The 15157-nt window shown below is 71.3% G+C and carries 16 protein-coding genes; 15 read left to right on the top strand and 1 reads right to left on the bottom strand.

The window, feature by feature from the left end; translation table 11 throughout:
• From JHE00_RS05185 to JHE00_RS05140, 10 genes are all read left to right on the top strand, one after another.
• The coding region (locus JHE00_RS05185) for an LLM class flavin-dependent oxidoreductase (RefSeq protein ID WP_200315238.1) at positions 1 to 547 on the top strand (547 nt) is incomplete at its 5' end.
• Positions 544 to 1611: an LLM class flavin-dependent oxidoreductase gene (locus JHE00_RS05180; protein WP_200315236.1), complete on the top strand. Its 1068-nt coding sequence runs from the start codon at positions 544 to 546 to the stop codon at positions 1609 to 1611. The genes JHE00_RS05185 and JHE00_RS05180, both read left to right, overlap by 4 nt.
• Complete coding sequence (locus JHE00_RS05175; protein ID WP_307831824.1) at positions 1608 to 2969, top strand: FAD-binding oxidoreductase; 1362 nt, start codon at positions 1608 to 1610, stop codon at positions 2967 to 2969. The genes JHE00_RS05180 and JHE00_RS05175 overlap by 4 nt, the downstream gene beginning before the upstream one ends.
• A gap of 134 nt (positions 2970 to 3103) precedes the next feature.
• On the top strand, positions 3104 to 4036 hold the full coding sequence (locus JHE00_RS05170; protein WP_200315234.1) for an ABC transporter substrate-binding protein: 933 nt from the start codon (positions 3104 to 3106) through the stop codon (positions 4034 to 4036).
• A gap of 4 nt (positions 4037 to 4040) precedes the next feature.
• Entirely contained in the window at positions 4041 to 4463 is a 423-nt protein-coding gene (locus JHE00_RS05165; protein WP_200315232.1) for an RrF2 family transcriptional regulator, read from the top strand.
• Positions 4464 to 4563: 100 nt separating this feature from the next.
• The gene (locus tag JHE00_RS05160) at positions 4564 to 5382 is read left to right on the top strand and encodes an ABC transporter permease (RefSeq protein WP_200315230.1); all 819 of its coding nucleotides are present in this window, start codon (positions 4564 to 4566) and stop codon (positions 5380 to 5382) included.
• A 42-nt stretch (positions 5383 to 5424) separates the two neighbouring features.
• A complete protein-coding gene (locus tag JHE00_RS05155) occupies positions 5425 to 6300 on the top strand; it encodes an ABC transporter substrate-binding protein (RefSeq protein WP_200315228.1) in 876 nt (291 codons plus the stop codon).
• A gap of 15 nt (positions 6301 to 6315) precedes the next feature.
• Entirely contained in the window at positions 6316 to 7443 is a 1128-nt protein-coding gene (locus JHE00_RS05150; protein WP_200315226.1) for an LLM class flavin-dependent oxidoreductase, read from the top strand.
• Positions 7443 to 8438 (top strand): ABC transporter substrate-binding protein, encoded by a 996-nt coding sequence (locus JHE00_RS05145; protein ID WP_200315224.1) that lies wholly within the window; start codon positions 7443 to 7445, stop codon positions 8436 to 8438. The genes JHE00_RS05150 and JHE00_RS05145 overlap by 1 nt, the downstream gene beginning before the upstream one ends.
• Complete coding sequence (locus JHE00_RS05140) at positions 8435 to 9145, top strand: ABC transporter ATP-binding protein (RefSeq protein ID WP_200315222.1); 711 nt, start codon at positions 8435 to 8437, stop codon at positions 9143 to 9145. The genes JHE00_RS05145 and JHE00_RS05140 overlap by 4 nt, the downstream gene beginning before the upstream one ends.
• Before the next feature lie 18 nt (positions 9146 to 9163).
• Here JHE00_RS05140 and JHE00_RS05135 read toward each other — a convergent pair whose 3' ends face one another.
• Positions 9164 to 9520 carry an arsenate reductase family protein gene (locus tag JHE00_RS05135; protein WP_200315220.1) on the bottom strand — a complete coding sequence of 119 codons (357 nt, stop codon included), beginning with the start codon at positions 9518 to 9520 and terminating at the stop codon, positions 9164 to 9166.
• 183 nt (positions 9521 to 9703) lie between these two features.
• Here JHE00_RS05135 and JHE00_RS05130 point away from each other — a divergent pair, with 183 nt between their 5' ends.
• The 5 genes from JHE00_RS05130 to JHE00_RS05110 all read left to right on the top strand — a co-directional run bounded on the left by JHE00_RS05130 (position 9704) and on the right by JHE00_RS05110 (position 15098).
• Complete coding sequence (locus JHE00_RS05130) at positions 9704 to 10519, top strand: siderophore-interacting protein (RefSeq protein WP_200315218.1); 816 nt, start codon at positions 9704 to 9706, stop codon at positions 10517 to 10519.
• 34 nt (positions 10520 to 10553) lie between these two features.
• Positions 10554 to 11555 carry a FecCD family ABC transporter permease gene (locus tag JHE00_RS05125; protein WP_307831823.1) on the top strand — a complete coding sequence of 334 codons (1002 nt, stop codon included), beginning with the start codon at positions 10554 to 10556 and terminating at the stop codon, positions 11553 to 11555.
• Entirely contained in the window at positions 11552 to 12625 is a 1074-nt protein-coding gene (locus JHE00_RS05120) for a FecCD family ABC transporter permease (protein ID WP_200315216.1), read from the top strand. Before JHE00_RS05125 ends, JHE00_RS05120 begins: the two co-directional genes overlap by 4 nt.
• Before the next feature lie 131 nt (positions 12626 to 12756).
• Positions 12757 to 12978, top strand: coding sequence for an MbtH family protein (locus tag JHE00_RS05115; RefSeq protein ID WP_200315214.1), 222 nt, complete (start codon positions 12757 to 12759; stop codon positions 12976 to 12978).
• A gap of 95 nt (positions 12979 to 13073) precedes the next feature.
• Positions 13074 to 15098: a multicopper oxidase family protein gene (locus JHE00_RS05110; protein WP_200315212.1), complete on the top strand. Its 2025-nt coding sequence runs from the start codon at positions 13074 to 13076 to the stop codon at positions 15096 to 15098.
• Positions 15099 to 15157 lie beyond the last annotated feature (59 nt).

Raw genomic sequence — 15157 nt, 5'->3', positions numbered from 1 at the left:
CGACATCTTCGGGCTGTGGGGCGAGCCGTTGCGGGAGACGGCGGAGCAGATCGCGGCGGTGCACGCGCACGCCGACGCGGTGGGCAGGCCGAGGCCGAGGATCTGGGTGTCGTTCCGGCCGATCATCGCGCCCACCGACGAACTCGCGTGGGAGAAGGCGCACAGCGTTCTCGGCAAGGTCACCGCCGGACATCAGCAGGCCACGCGGTCGAACCACTACCCGCCCGCGGGCCAGGGCACCCCGGCCAACGTCGGCTCGCAACGACTGCTGGCCGTCGCCGCGAAGGGCGAGCTCCACGACCGGGCACTGTGGACACCGCTGGTGACCGCCACCAACGCCGCCGGCAGCTCCACCGCACTCGTGGGCTCACCCGAGACGGTGGCGAAGGCGCTGCTGGACTACGTCGACATCGGGTGCGAGCTGCTGTCGATCCGAGGTTACGACCCACTGAATGACGCCATCGACTACGCCCGGTACGTGCTGCCACTGGTCCGTCAGGAGCTCGCCGCGCGCGGGCATCGCCCCACGAGAGGAGTACCCGCATGACCGTCGAGTTCGTCGGCATGATCGGCGCCGCCTACTACAGCGAGACCCAGTCGCGCCCAAGTGCCGCGGTCGATCCCGCTTACCTGCGCCGGTTCGCCCGCGCTTACGACGACGGCGGCTTCGACTGGACGCTGGTGCCCTACAGCTCGGCCGCCGCGGAGTCCAACCAGCTCGCCGCGGCCGTGCTCGCCCAGACCGAACGGCTCAAGGTGATGCTCGCGCACCGGCCCGGGGTGCTGCACCCGGCCAACGCCGCGCGCGCGTTCGCGACGCTCGACCAGCTCTCCGACGGCAGGCTCGGCATTCACATCCTCGCGGGTGGCAACGACACCGAGCAGCGTCGCGAGGGCGACTACCTGAGCAAGGACGAGCGCTACGAACGAGCCGCCGAGTACATCGGCATCCTGCGCGACGTGTGGTCGGCGGTGGAGCCGCGCACGCACTTCGGCACCCACTACCGGTTCGAGGACTACCGCAGCGATGTCGTGCCGGTGCGGGGCGGCATCCCTGTGTCGGTGGGCGGGTCGTCGGAGGCGGCCTACCGGGTCGGCGGCCGGCACGGGGACATCTTCGGGCTGTGGGGCGAGCCGTTGCGGGAGACGGCGGAGCAGATCGCGGCGGTGCACGCGCACGCCGACGCGGTGGGCAGGCCGAGGCCGAGGATCTGGGTGTCGTTCCGGCCGATCATCGCGCCCACCGACGAACTCGCGTGGGAGCGCGCCGAGCGCATCCTCGGCGGCATCAACCACAACTTCGCCGCCACCCCGCGCGGGGTGAACTCGGCGCAGCCGCAGAACGCCGGGTCGCAGCGGCTCGTCGCACTCGCCGAGCGCTCGCAGGTCTACGACCGTGCACTGTGGATGGCCCCGGCGGCGGCGACCAACGGCGCGGGGAGCTCGACGGCGCTCGTGGGCTCACCGGAGACAGTGGCGAAGGCGCTGCTGGACTACGTCGACATCGGGTGCGAGTTGTTGTCGATCCGGGGTTACGACCCGCTCAACGACGCCATCGACCTGGCCAGGTACGTGCTGCCACTCGTCCGCTCCGAACTGCCCGCAGCGTGACGGGCGCGCTGGCAGCGCTCACCGCAGCGCTGCCCGGCGGCCGGTGGAGCACCGAGCCCTCGGTGCTCGCCGCGCACGCGACCGACCGTTCGGGGCTGCCCGCGCAGGGCGCGCCCGCGGTCGTGGTGTTCGCCGAGGAGGTCGACGACGTCCGGCTGGTGTTGCGGCTCGCGCACGCGCACCGCACACCGGTGGTGGTGCGCGGCGCGGGTACCGGACTCGCGGGTGCCGCCACGGCAACGGGCGGCGAGATCGTGCTCAGCACCGCTCGGCTGAACCGGATTCTCGAACTGTCGGCGCCCGACCAGCTCGCGGTGGTGCAGCCAGGGGTGATCACGGCCGAACTCGACTCGGCGGCCGCCGAGCACGGCCTGCGCTACGCCCCCGATCCCGCGAGCGTGGCGATCTCCACCATCGGCGGCAACATCGCGACCAACGCGGGCGGGCTGCGCTGCGCGAAGTACGGCGTCACCCGGGACTCCGTGCTCGGCCTCGACGTGGTGCTGGCCGACGGCTCGCTGCTGCGCACGGGCAGACGGACCGTCAAGGGCGTGGCCGGTTACGACCTCACCGGGCTGTTCGTCGGCTCCGAGGGCACGCTCGGTGTGGTGGTGGCGGCGACGCTGCGGCTGCGGCCCGTTCCCCGTTCGACGGCCACGCTGAGTGCCCACTTCGCCACGGTGGCCGACGCGGCCGCGGCGAGCTCGGCGCTGACCGCGGCCGGGCTGCAGCCCGCGGTGGCCGAGCTCCTCGACGGCGCCAACCTGGAGGCGATCGACGCCGCGCAGGGCACCGCGTTGCGCGAGCGGGGCGCGGCCTGGTTGCTGGTGCAGACCGACGGCACGGGGGCGGAGGCGGAGGCGGCGCTCGCCGAGGACGTGCTCACCCCGTTCGCCCGCTCGGTGCGGCGCGCTTCCGACGTCGCCGAGGCCGAGCGGTTGCTCGAGGTGCGCAGGCTGGCGCTTCCGTCGCTGGAGCGCCGGGGCCGGGTGCTCATCGAGGACATCGCCGTGCCGCGCTCGCTGCTCGCCGAGGCCGTGGACGAGATCGCCGCCATCGGCAGGCGGCACGACGTGCGGGTCGCCACGATGGCCCACGCCGGCGACGGCAACCTGCACCCGATCTTCGGCTACGACGGCCCCGAGGTCCCCGACGCGGTGACCAGGGCGGCCGACGAGGTCTTCCGGCTCGCGCTACGGCTCGGCGGGACGCTCACCGGCGAGCACGGAGTGGGCCTGCTCAAACGACAGTGGCTCGGCGACGAACTCGGGGAGGAGTCGCTGGCGCTGCATCGGCGGCTGCGCACTCTGTTCGATCCCGGGGGCGTCCTGAATCCCGGCAAGCTCTGGAGCGACTGAGTTTCGTGCAGACCGGAACAATTTCCTTTGCTGGCTAATGAAAGGAAAATAAATCCACCTTGTTGACCGAATCGGTGGACAAGGTTAGCTTTTCCTCGTCCCGGTGATTCGGTCCATTGTGGAGAGGTCAGGTCGTGTCGAACGAACGTGTCATCCGTATCGGCGTGCACCCGTACAACCTCTCCCTGCTCGTGCTCAAGCTCCGCGGCTCGCTGGAGCCGGTGCTGGCGTCGCACGGCGCCAGCGTGGAGTGGGTCGAGTTCGAGGACGGCCGCTGCACCGTCGACCTGATCGGCGAGGGCGCGGTGGATGTCGGCGGTTCGGGCTCGATGCCGCCGATCGTGGCGCAGGCGGACGGGATCGGCTTGGTCTACGTCGCCGTCTCGGCGCCCCGGCCACAGGTCGGCGCGCTGGTCGCGCACCCCGGATCGGGCATCACCGGCGTCGCCGATCTCGCCGGCCGCTCGGTCGCGCTCATGGACGGTTCGTTCCACACCGACCTGCTCGCCCGCGCCCTGGACGGGGTGGGACTGTCCTATCGCGACGTGCACACCGTGGACGGTCTCGTCGACGAAGGCATGCGGCAGTTCCTCGAGCACGAGGTCGACGCGTGGGTGGCCAACGACCCGCACCTGACCCGTGCCCGCGAGCAGCTCGGTGGAGAGCTCGTGGAGGTCGTGCGCTCCGGGGAGTTCACGACGAACCGCTCCGTCTGGTACGCCGACGCGGCCTTCGCGGCGGAGTCACCCGACCTGCTGGATGTCGTGCTGGAGACCCTGCGCGACTCCGATCGGGCCACCGCCGCCGACCCGGCGTCGGCCGCCGCGCTGCTCGCGCACGGCGATGTCGCGGGATCCGGCGCGGGGGACTGGGAGCGCACGCTGCGCGGCCGGACGTGGGAGGTGCTGCCGGTGACGGCCGAGGTGGTGGCCGAGCAGCAGGACGCGGCCGACCGCTACCTCCGGCACGGCCTGCTCGCGGCCCGCGTCGCCGTCGCCGACCTCGTGCCGCCGCCGCTGCCCGCCCTGCGCGAGACCGTCACGCCCGGCCCCTCGAACGGCCGGTGATCCCGTGCGCGTCTCCGCTCGCAGCGACTACGCCGTCAGGGCCACGATGGAACTCGCCCGCGTGAACGTTCCCGTGAAGTGCCCGGTGATCGCGCGCAGGCAGGACATCCCGCTCAAGTTCCTGATCAACATCCTCACCGACCTGCGCCGCTCCGGGCTTGTCTGCTCCCGCAGAGGGGTCGACGGCGGCTACTGGCTCGCGCGGCCACCGGCGGAGATCACGCTGGGAGACATCCTGCGCGCGATCGACGGCCCGCTCACCACCGTGGCGGGTATGCCCGCCGACGCGGTCGAGTACTCGGGCGAGGTCGGAGGGCTCGCCGACGCGTGGCGTCGCCTGCGCAAGGGCGTCGACGACGTCGTCGACGGCATCACCGTCTCCGAGCTGGTGTCCACCGGCACCCGATGTAGCGACCCCGTTCGCTGAGCAGTCAAAGCCGGTTCGACGCGGAACCGGCCGCACCAGGCCGATGAGCCACCATCCGCACGCGCTCTGCGCGCGTGCCGTGCCCCACCGAGGAATCCCCATGTCGATCGTGTCCCGTCCGCGCGCCGAGCGGGCCAGTCCCACCCGTGAACCGGCCCGGTCGCGTCGGGTCAACTGGGCGAGCTGGGTGTCGACCGCGCTGGTCGTGCTCGCCTGGTATCTCGCCGCGGTGACCGGCCTGCTCGATCCGAGAACCCTGCCCGGCCCCGATCGTGTACTGGTCGCCGGGTGGGAGTCCATTCTGGACGGTACGCTGCCCGAGGCCGTCGCCGTCAGCTCCGGCCGCGTGCTCGCCGGCGCCGCGATCGGGGTGTTGCTCGGCGTGGTGCTCGGAGCGTTCGCCGGGCTGTCACGCGTCGGCGAGAACGTGGTCGACAAGCCGATGCAGATGCTGCGCACGATCCCGTTCACCGCGCTGGTGCCGTTGTTCATCCTGTGGTTCGGCATCGGCGAGCTGCCCAAGGTGCTGCTGGTGGCGTTCGGCACCGCGATTCCCGTGTACGTCAACACCTACGGCGGGATCCGCAACGTCGACGTCAAGCTCGTGGAGGCCGCGCGGGTCGCGGGCGTCACGGGCACCCGGATCGCCACCAAGGTGCTCATCCCGGCCGCGCTGCCGACCCTGTTGCTGGGCCTGCGCTTCGCGCTGGGACTCGGCTGGATCGCGGTGATCGTGTCGGAGACCATCGGCGCCGACTCGGGCATCGGCTACCTCATGGCGCAGGCCCGCCAGTTCGTGCGCACCGACGTGATGCTGGTGTGCCTGTGCCTCTACGCCCTGCTGGGCCTGCTGACCGACTTCGTCGTGCGCGGACTCGAACGTCGTCTGCTGGCCTGGCGCGGCACCTACCTCGGCTGAGCCGGACCGACCACCACACTTTTCCCGCACGAAGGAGAGAACGTGCCCATCGTCGTCGGAGCACATCCGCAGAACCTGTCACTGTCCATTCTCGTCCGGCGCCGCGACGTGGTGTCCGAACTGCGCGCGGAGGGCCTCGAGTTCTTCGAGTACGGCGCGGGTTCGCAGACCATCCCGCTGCTACGCGTCGGCGCGCTGTCGGTGGCGGGCACCGGGGCGACCCCGCCGATCCTCGCCACGGCGCAGGGTCTCGACGTCGCCGTGTTCGGCATGTCCGGGCCACGGCCCGAACGCGGCGGGCTGTGCGTGCGTGCCGACTCGGAGTTCCACTCGGTGGCCGACCTGGTGGGCAAGGGCATCGGGCTGATGCCGATCTCCTGGCACACGCAGTTCCTCGCCGCCGAACTCGCGGCCGCGGGCGTGGCCTGGCGGGACGTGCTGGCCACCGAGATCATCCCGGCGACCGCGGCCGACGCGTTCGAGCAGGGCATCCTCGACGCGATCGTGATGACCGACCCGCTGTACTCGCGGGTGGCCGGGCGCACCGGCGTGCGCGTTCTGGCCGGTCCTGGCGGGCACTTCACCAACCGGTCGGTGTACTGGGCGACCCACGACGTGCTCGAACACCAGCCCGGCGCGATCCGCGCGCTGGTCGACGCGCTCGCCGCCTCGGACGCCGGCACCGAGGCCGATCCAGAGTCCGCCGCCCGGCTGCTCGACGGCCTCGGCGGCTCGTCGGCGGCCGACTGGCTGCCCGCGCTGACCTCGCGGCCGTGGGGCGTGTCCCCTCCCGACGAGGACTTCCTGGCCGAGCAGCGACGGCACGCGGCCGTGTTCGCCGACTTCGACCTGATCGCGGCGCCCGTCGACGTCGGCCGGACCGTCGACTCCCGCTTCGCCGTCGTGACCCGCAACTGAGGAGGAGAGCAGATCATGGACGTGCTGTGGTATCTCACCGGCCCCGACGGCCGGTATCCGTGGCGCCAGGACGGCGCCCGGCCACTCAACTACGCCTACTTCCAGCAACTCGCCAGGGCCGTGGACCACCTCGGCTTCACCGGCGCGCTGCTCGCGACGGGCACCCACGACGCGTGGGTGCAGGGCTCGGCGCTCATTCCCTACACCGACCAGTTCCAGCACCTGGTGGCCGCGCACCCGCAGTTCGTGAGCCCCACGCTGCTCGCCAAGATGATCACCACGTTCGACCAGTTCTCGCGGGGCAGGCTGCGCGTCAACATCGTCAACGGCGACGCGAAGCTGATGGCGCAGAACGGAATCCACCTCAGCCACGACGAGCGCTACGCCTACACCGACGAGTACCTGACCGTGCTCACCCGGCTGCTCGAGGGCGAGCGGGTGGACTTCAAGGGCGAGCACCTCCACATCGTCGACGGCGGGCTGCCGCTGGAGCCATACCAGAAGCCGAGGCCGCCGCTGTGGTTCGGCGGTTCGTCGGAGGCGGCGCACCGGGTGGCCGCCAAGCACATCGACACCTACCTGTCCTGGGGCGAGACACCCGAGCAGGCCGAGGTCAAGGTCCGCGACGTGCGCGCGCTCGCCGCCGAGTACGGCCGGGCCGACAAGATCCGGTTCGGCATCCGGCTCTACGTCATCGTGCGGGAGACCGAGCAGGAGGCGTGGGCCGCGGCGCAGGACCTCTACGACCGCATGGACGAGAAGTCGATCATCGGCGCGCAGGAGTACGTCTCCGGCATCGACTCTGTGGGCCAGCAGCGGATGTCGGCGTTGCACGGCGGCCGCAAGCCTGCGGACCTGCGGGAGCTGGAGATCGCGCCCAACCTGTGGTCGGGCATCGGGCTCGTGCGCCACGGTCCGGGCACGGCGCTGGTGGGCAGCACCGAGCAGGTGCTCGCCCGCATCCAGGGCTACCGGGACGCCGGCATCGACGTGCTCATCGCGTCGGGAATGCCGTTGCTGGAAGAGGCCTACCGCTTCGGCGAGCTCGTACTGCCCCGGCTGCCGGTGACGCGCGCCGCGGAGCAGGGCGCGACGTCCGCGTGGACGAAGGCGCGCGACAGTGGATGGAAGGAAACCCCGTGATGCACCGAATTCGAACCAGGTCGCGCTGGGCCGTCGGGGCCGTGGCCGCGTCGCTGGCGCTGGTGACGGCGTGCTCCCCGGCGCCGCAGGACGCGGCGGGCGAGGACGGTGGCGCCGCCACGACCGTGCGGGTGGGCCCGCTGCAGGACCCGAACTACCTGACCGTCACCAAGTACGCGGGCTCGCTGGACGACGCGCTCACCGAGGCGGGCGCCTCGACGGAGTGGGTCCCGGCGTTCCCCGCGTTCGCCCCCACCGCCGAGGCGTTGCGCGGCGGCAGCGTCGACATCGGCTCGGGCAGCTCGACGTCGTTCCTCACCGCCATCGCGGGCAATCGCGACCTCGTGGTCTTCGCCGTCGAACGGGACTCGGGACTGGGCCAGGGAATCGTCGCGCGCGACGGTATCGGCTCGGTGCGCGACCTCGTCGGCAAGCGCGTCGCGGTGAACCAGGGCGGCACCGGCGAGTACCTGCTCCGGCTCGCGCTCGAGCAGGAGGACATCGATCCGTCCGAGCTCGACATCGTCTACCTCGCCCCGACCGACGCGGCCACCGCGTTCTCGCAGGGGCACGTGGACGCGTGGGCGGTGTGGGACCAGTTCTTCGCGACGGCACAGACGGTGCCGGGCGCGAAGGTCATCGCCACGGGCAAGGACCTCGGCTCGCTCAACCGCATCGTGCACGTCACCACGCGCGAGTTCGCCGAGCGCAACCCCGAGCTCGTCGGCGCGGTCTACGGCGCGCTCAAGCGCGAGGCCGACGCGGCGAGCAGCGACAACGGCCGCATCGCCGATCTGGCCGCCGAGCAGGGAGTGCCCCCGGAGGTGGCCGACATCATCCGCGCGGTGCCGCCGGCCACGATCGAGCCCGCCGGGCCGGACTTCGAGCGGGAACTCGGTGAGGTCGCCACGTTCTATGCCGACCAGGGACTCAGTGACGACACCATCGATGTCACGGGCAGCACGATCGACGCGAGCGGAGCGGCGGGATCATGAGCACGGTCCACCTCGAGTCGCTGCGCCGCTCGTTCGGCGGCACCCGGGTGATCGACGGGCTGAATCTGTCCATTCCCGACGGTCAGCTCGTGGCGCTGCTGGGGCGCAGTGGCTCGGGCAAGTCGACGCTCGTGCGCATCCTCGCCGGGCTCGACGACGGCTACGAGGCAGAGGTCCTGACGCGGCCGGACTCACTGGCGGTGGCGTTCCAGGAACCGCGGCTGTTCCCGTGGCTGCGGGTGTGGCGCAACGTGGTGTTCAACCTCGACGTACCGGACCCGCGAGCCGCCGCCGAACGCGCGCTCGCGGAGGTGGGACTCGAAGGCAAGGCAGACGTCTGGCCGCTCACGCTCTCGGGAGGGCAGGCGCAGCGGGTGTCGCTGGCGAGGGCGCTGGCACGAGAACCCCGGCTGTTGTTGCTGGACGAGCCCTTCGGCGCGCTCGACGCGCTCACCCGCCGGTCGATGCACGGGCTCGTGACCGAGCTGTGGCAGCGGTACCGCCCGACGATCCTGCTGATCACCCACGACGTCGACGAGGCGCTCGCGCTCGCCGACCGGGTGCTCGTGCTGGGGGAGGAGGGCTCGCTGGTCACCGACGTGGCGGTGGACCGGCCGCGCCCGCGCGACCCGTCGGACCGGGAGCTGGGCAGGCTCCGTGAGGAGCTGCTGGGCACGCTCGGCGTGCGCGACGCCCTGCTCGCGTGACTCGCCAGGGCTGACCGGCTAGGGCAGGACGGACCTGACCGCCTCTGGGGTCCTGCCCACGACCGTCGTCCCGTCGTCGGCGGTGATGATCGGCCGCTGGATCAGCGCGGGGTGTGCGGCCAGCGCCTCGATCCATCGGTGCCGCTGGGTCTCGTCGCGCTCCCACGTGGCGAGGCCCAGCTCGGTGGCCACGGCCTCGCCGAGGCGCGTGATGTCCCAGGGCTCCAACCCGAGGCGGGCCAGCACGGACTCGAGCTCGGCGACGGTGGGCGGGTCCTCCAGGTAACGGCGGACCGTGTAGGCGGCGCCCTCGGCGTCGAGCAGCGACACGGCGGAGCGGCACTTGGAACAGGCCGGGTTGATCCAGATCTCCATGGCCTCGGATCCCTCTCGTCGAGTCGTGCGCGGGTGCCAGGCGATCGTAGTGGCGTCGGTGCGCGGGCTCGCCGGGAATCCAACTTAGGTGAACCTTGCCTAATCTCTCGCCTTGTGGTGGGGTGGACGCGGCTGATCGACTTCCTCGATCGCCGCCGACGCCGTGAGAGAAGGGGGCCAGGCGTGAGTGTCCCGGTGTCCGCCGTGAAGGACGAGGTGCGGCCCTACCGCGTCGCCCGCGCGCACGTGGTCCGGGTCGCCGACGTGACCCCCGGCATGCGCCGGGTCACCGTGGGCGGCGCCGAACTGGCGTCCGTGACCAGCGCGGGCCTCGACCAGCGCATCAAGGTCGTACTGCCGCAGCCGGGACAGCACGAACCCGTGGTCTCGACCGGTCCCGCGTGGTACGGCGAGCACCAGCGGCTGCCCGACGACGTCCGGCCCGTCCTGCGCACCTACACGGTCCGCGCGTTCCGGCCGGGGCTCGCCGAACTGGACATCGACTTCGTGCTGCACGGCGACACGGGTCCCGCCTCCCGGTGGGCGGCGAGGGCGAGTGCGGGCGACCGGCTCGCGATCGTCGCTCCCGACGCGCGGCACGATCCCATCACCGGCTACGAGTTCCGGCCGCCCGAGGGCGCCACGTGGTCGCTGATCGCCGGCGACGAGACCGCGTTGCCCGCCATCGCCGGAATCGTCGAGGGACTCGCACCCGGGCACCGGGCCGTGGTGCTCGTCGAGATCGGCACGCCGGGTGAGCGGCAGACGCTGCGCGCCGGTCCCGGGGTCGACGTGTCCTGGATCGTGCGCGAGGACGGGCCGCGCAGGCTGCTGGACGCCGTGCGCGACACCGCACTTCCCGATGGCCCCGGCCACGCGTGGATCGCGGGGGAGTCGGGCGCGATCACGCGGGTACGCAGACATCTGGTCTCCGACCGCGGCTTCGAGCGCGGATCCGTCTACTTCTCCGGGTACTGGAAACGGGGTGAGCCCTCGTGACCTCCGCTCGCCGTCCCCGCGGAGGTCCGGCTCGGTGACCGTGCGCGCCGCCGTGTTCCGGCTCGGCGGGCTGCTCGTGGCTCTCGGCCTGCTGCTGCTCGTGTGCCTGCTGAGCATCGCGGTCGGGGTGGAGAGCATCCCGCTCGGCACCGTGTGGGACGCGCTCGTGTCGGGCGCGGTGGACTACGACAGCAAGGTGATCGTGGACCTGCGGCTGCCGCGCACGCTCGTCGGGCTCGCGGTCGGCACGGCCCTCGGCCTCGCCGGGGCGCTCATGCAGGCGCTCACCCGCAATCCGCTGGCCGATCCCGGAATCCTGGGCGTGAACGCGGGCGCGGCGTGTGCCGTGGTGTTCGCGGTCGGGTTCCTCGGTGTCACCGCGCCGTTGTCGTACGTGTGGTTCGCCTTCCTCGGCGCCGCCTTCGCCTCGCTCGTCGTGTACCTGCTCGGTTTTCGCGGCAGCACCGGCCCGGTGCGGCTGGCGCTGGCGGGCACGGCGGTGTCGGCGGTGCTCGGCGGTCTCACCTCGACCGTGCTGGTTCGCGACGCCGCGACGCTCGAGGTGGTCCGCCTGTGGCAGGTCGGCTCGCTGGCGGGCCGGGACTTGAGCGTGGTCGGCCAGCTCGCGCCGTTTCTGGTGGTGGGCCTGGTGGTCGCGTTGTGCATGGCGGCTCCGCTCAACGCGCTCGCGCTCGGTGACGAGCTCGGCAGCGCGCTCGGCGCGCGCATCGGGCTGACCCGGGTGCTGAGCGGTATCGCCGTGATCCTGTTGTGCGGCACGGCCACCGCGATCGCCGGGCCGATCGGGTTCGTCGGACTCGTGGTGCCGCACGCGGTGCGGATCGTGTCCGGTCCGGACCAGCGCTGGCTCATGGCCTACTCGATGGTGGCCGCGCCCGTCCTGCTCGTGGGCGCGGACATCGTGGGCCGGTTCATCGTCAGACCCGGCGAGCTGGAGGTGGGCGTCATGACGGCGTTCCTCGGCGCGCCGTTGTTCATCATGCTCGTGCGGAGCCGGAAGAGGGTGCGGTTGTGAGCACCACGGTACGAGGACCGCGATCACGGGTGGTGCCGGGCAGGCCGGTGCGCCTGTGGGGCGGACGGGTGTCGGTGCGGGTGCAGCGCAGACCCGTGCTCGTCACGATCGCCCTCGCGCTGGGCCTGGCCGTGGTGTTCGTGGTGAGCCTGATGGTCGGCGACTATCCGATCGCCGCCGACCGCGTGCTGCTGGCGCTGGCCGGCGACGGCGAACGGCTCGACCGGTTCTTCGTGCTCGACGTCCGGTTGCCGCGGCTGTTGCTGGCCATGACGATCGGAGCCGCGCTGGCGCTCGCGGGTGCGATCTTCCAGCGCCTGTCGGGAAACGCGCTGGGCAGTCCGGACATCGTCGGCTTCAACGACGGTGCCGCTACCGGAGCGCTGCTGGTGTCGCTGGCGTTGAGCGGCGCGGCCGTGTCGGCTCCACTGGGTGCCGTGCTCGGCGGACTCGTCGCTGCCGTGTTGATCTACACACTGTCCTATCGGGGCGGTGTCCACGGGCTGCGGCTGATTCTCGTGGGGATCGGTGTCAGCGCGATGCTGGCGTCCGTCCGCGCGTACCTGATCTCGCGCTCGGACCTGACGGTCGCGCAGGGCGCGCTCGCCTGGCTGATCGGCAATCTCAACGGACTGGGCTGGAGCCAGGCGCAGCCGGTGATCATCGGCGTGGTGTCGTCGATGCTCGTGCTGGCGTTGCTCAGCAGGCGGCTCGGCCTGCTGGAGATGGGCGACGACCGCGTTGCCGCGCTCGGCGTTCCGGTGCAGCGCACCCAGGTGCTGCTGCTGTTGATCGCCGTGTCGCTGACCGCCTTCGCCGTGGCCTACTCGGGTCCGATCCAGTTCATCGCGCTCGCCGCGCCACAGCTGGCACGGCGACTGGCCCGCACCGCGGGCAGTGCGCTCGTGACCACCGCGCTGCTCGGCGCGCTGCTGCTCGCCTCGGCGGATCTGGTGGCACAGCGGCTGTTCGCGCCCATGCAGATCCCGGTGGGGGCCGCGACGCTCGTCATCGGCGGGGCGTACCTCGTCTGGCTGCTGCGGGGCGAGCAGCGGGCCGGTCGCGTGTAGTCGCGACTATTGCGTACTTCACCTGAACAACCTATTGGCCGCTCAGGAAATTAGGTTAAGCTAGCCTAAGTTCGACGCTGGGTGACGCTCACTGACGCCGGTGAGTTAATGACTGACAGGTGGTTTTTACTGTGACCAACCCGTTCGACGACGAGAGCGGCTCTTTCTACGTCCTGGTCAACGACGAGGGGCAGCATTCGCTGTGGCCCTCCTTCGCGGACATTCCGTCCGGCTGGACGCAGGTGTACGGCGAGGCCGATCGGCAGTCCTGTGTGGACTACGTCGAGACACACTGGACGGACATGCGGCCGAAGAGCCTGATCCGGGCCATGGAGTCCGACTCTCAGTCCTGACGGACCAACTCTCCCCAACCCCCGGGCGCTGAGCCCGCAGGCGGTTGCCCTCGGGGGCAACCGTTCCCTGACCATGCCCACAGTGTGAGGTAGCCGTGCCCGACAGCACCGAAGAAGGCAAGCGCGCCAACGACGAGGCGGACGGTGAGGTTCGCGGGCTGAGCCGCCGCGAGCTCTTCGGCGGCGCGGTGTCGCTGACCGCGCTCGGTGCGCTCGCCTACACCTACTCGGGCCGGGGGCCCGTGGCCGAGGGCGCCGGTGTCACGCCGGTGGCCGCGCACGGCCACGGGGGACACGGTGAGATCCGGCCGGTGGCGGCCGCCGCGCCCGCCCGGCCGGGCGGCGACATCGCACCGTCGGTGCGGGAGCTGGAGCCGTTTCGCGACCCGCTGCCGATCCCGCCGACGGTGCGGCTGCGCGAGAGCGGCGGAATCTCGCACGCGACCGTCGAGATGAAGACGTCCTGGGTGCGGCTGCACTCGCAGTTGCCCCGCACGCGGATGTGGGCCTACGACGGGCACTATCCCGGCCCGACGATCGACGTGCGCCGGGGTCAGCGGCTGCGGGTCACGTGGACCAACGACCTCAGTGGCGAGTATCCGCTCCCCGTGGTGGAGCTGCCGTTCGAGACCGGCAGTGATCCGTACCAGTGGGACCGGCCCGGCAAGGAGGGTGGCGAGCCGCGCGCCGACGTGGCCGCGCTGCCGCCGTGGGTCGCCGTCCACCTGCACGGCGCGCTGACCGGGGGAGGACAGGACGGCTGGCCCGAGAACGCCGTGCTGCCGGGCGATTCGCAGATCTCGGAGTACGCGAACGACCAGCCCTCGGCGACGCTGTGGTACCACGACCACGCGATGCACATCACGCACCTGAACGTCCTCACCGGACTGACGGCGGGGATGTATCTGATCCGCGACGACGAGGAGAAGGCGCTCGACCTGCCGTCGGGCCGCTACGAGATTCCGCTCGTGCTCTCGGACCACAATCTGGACACCGACACCGAGGGCAGGCTCAACGGTGGCCTGCTCTACAAGACGATCGTGACCAATCCCGAGGGCGTCCGGCTCGTCCGGCCGTTCACCGGGCCCTACTCGGTGGTCAACGGCGTGATCTGGCCACACCTCGACGTCGAGCCGCGCTGGTACCGATTCCGGTTGCTCAACGCGGCCAACATGCGGCCCTACAGCCTCTCCTTCGCCGACGAGGACGGCAACCCGATGCCGGAGGGCTCGGTCGTGCAGATCGGCGCCGACGCGGGTCTGCTGCCCACACCGGTCACTGTGGACGGTGATCTGATCATCACGCCCGCGGAACGGATCGACCTGCTCGTCGACTTCTCCGCCGTGCGCGGACGCAAGATCCGCGTCACCAATGAGTTCGCCACCCCGCCGGTGCCCTACGTCATGGAGTTCCGCGTGGGCAACCGCGGCCGCGGCGATTCGTTCTCCGTGCCGGGGACGCTCTCGAAGTCCTTCACCAAGGTCACCGAGCAGCAGCTGGCGGACACCCCGGAGCGTCTCGTCATGGTGACGCCGGTGTCGCCTCCGGACGGTCAGATGTGGGAGATGGAACGCACCGAGGCACCGTCCGCTCCGCTGCCCGTCGACGGGATCGTCCAGATCGAACAGCCCGGCGGCGAGGTCGTCACCTACCGGCGCACCGCGAGGATGCCGAACGAGGTCGTGAACTACTACGTGGAGGGCGAGTCCTGGGAACGGTGGACCTTCCTGAGCCTGGAACCGTCCGCGGGCGCGTTCCCACACCCGATGCATCTGCACGCCACGGCGTTCCAGGTGATCGAGCGGGAGCAGTGGGACGTCAGCGGCTTCCAGTACTTCCGGCTGGAGGACGGCGAGAGCTGGGGCGGCGGCACCGTGACGCCCATCAAGCGGGTCGAGGTCGACGAGATCCCTCCGGAGGAACGGGGCTGGAAGGACGTCGTGCAGCTGTGGCCGGGGCAGCGGATCGTGGTCGCCCCGCACTTCACGAACGTCAACGGCCGCTACGTCTATCACTGCCACAACTACGAGCACGAGGACATGGGCATGATGCGGCCCTTCGTCGTGATGCCGTCCGCGGTGCTGCGCATGGACCCGCACGGCGGTGGTGGTCACCACTGACGCACGCGTGACCACGCACCGGCGCGGCTCCGCCGCGCCGGGCTCCTGTCCTGCTGACG

Origin of the sequence: Prauserella cavernicola, from assembly GCF_016595675.1 — a bacterium.
Lineage (GTDB): Bacteria > Actinomycetota > Actinomycetes > Mycobacteriales > Pseudonocardiaceae > Prauserella_A > Prauserella_A cavernicola.
This window is presented reverse-complemented; position numbering and strand designations above follow the sequence as displayed.

Excerpts from the sequence above, each read along its gene's own strand:
- JHE00_RS05160 (WP_200315230.1), top strand. The coding sequence starts at position 4,564 with ATGTCGATCGTGTCCCGTCCGCGCGCCGAGCGGGCCAGTCCCACCCGT.
- JHE00_RS05180 (WP_200315236.1), top strand. The coding sequence starts at position 544 with ATGACCGTCGAGTTCGTCGGCATGATCGGCGCCGCCTACTACAGCGAG.
- JHE00_RS05145 (WP_200315224.1), top strand. The coding sequence starts at position 7,443 with ATGCACCGAATTCGAACCAGGTCGCGCTGGGCCGTCGGGGCCGTGGCC.
- JHE00_RS05150 (WP_200315226.1), top strand. The coding sequence starts at position 6,316 with ATGGACGTGCTGTGGTATCTCACCGGCCCCGACGGCCGGTATCCGTGG.
- JHE00_RS05135 (WP_200315220.1), bottom strand. The coding sequence starts at position 9,520 with ATGGAGATCTGGATCAACCCGGCCTGTTCCAAGTGCCGCTCCGCCGTG.
- JHE00_RS05140 (WP_200315222.1), top strand. The coding sequence starts at position 8,435 with ATGAGCACGGTCCACCTCGAGTCGCTGCGCCGCTCGTTCGGCGGCACC.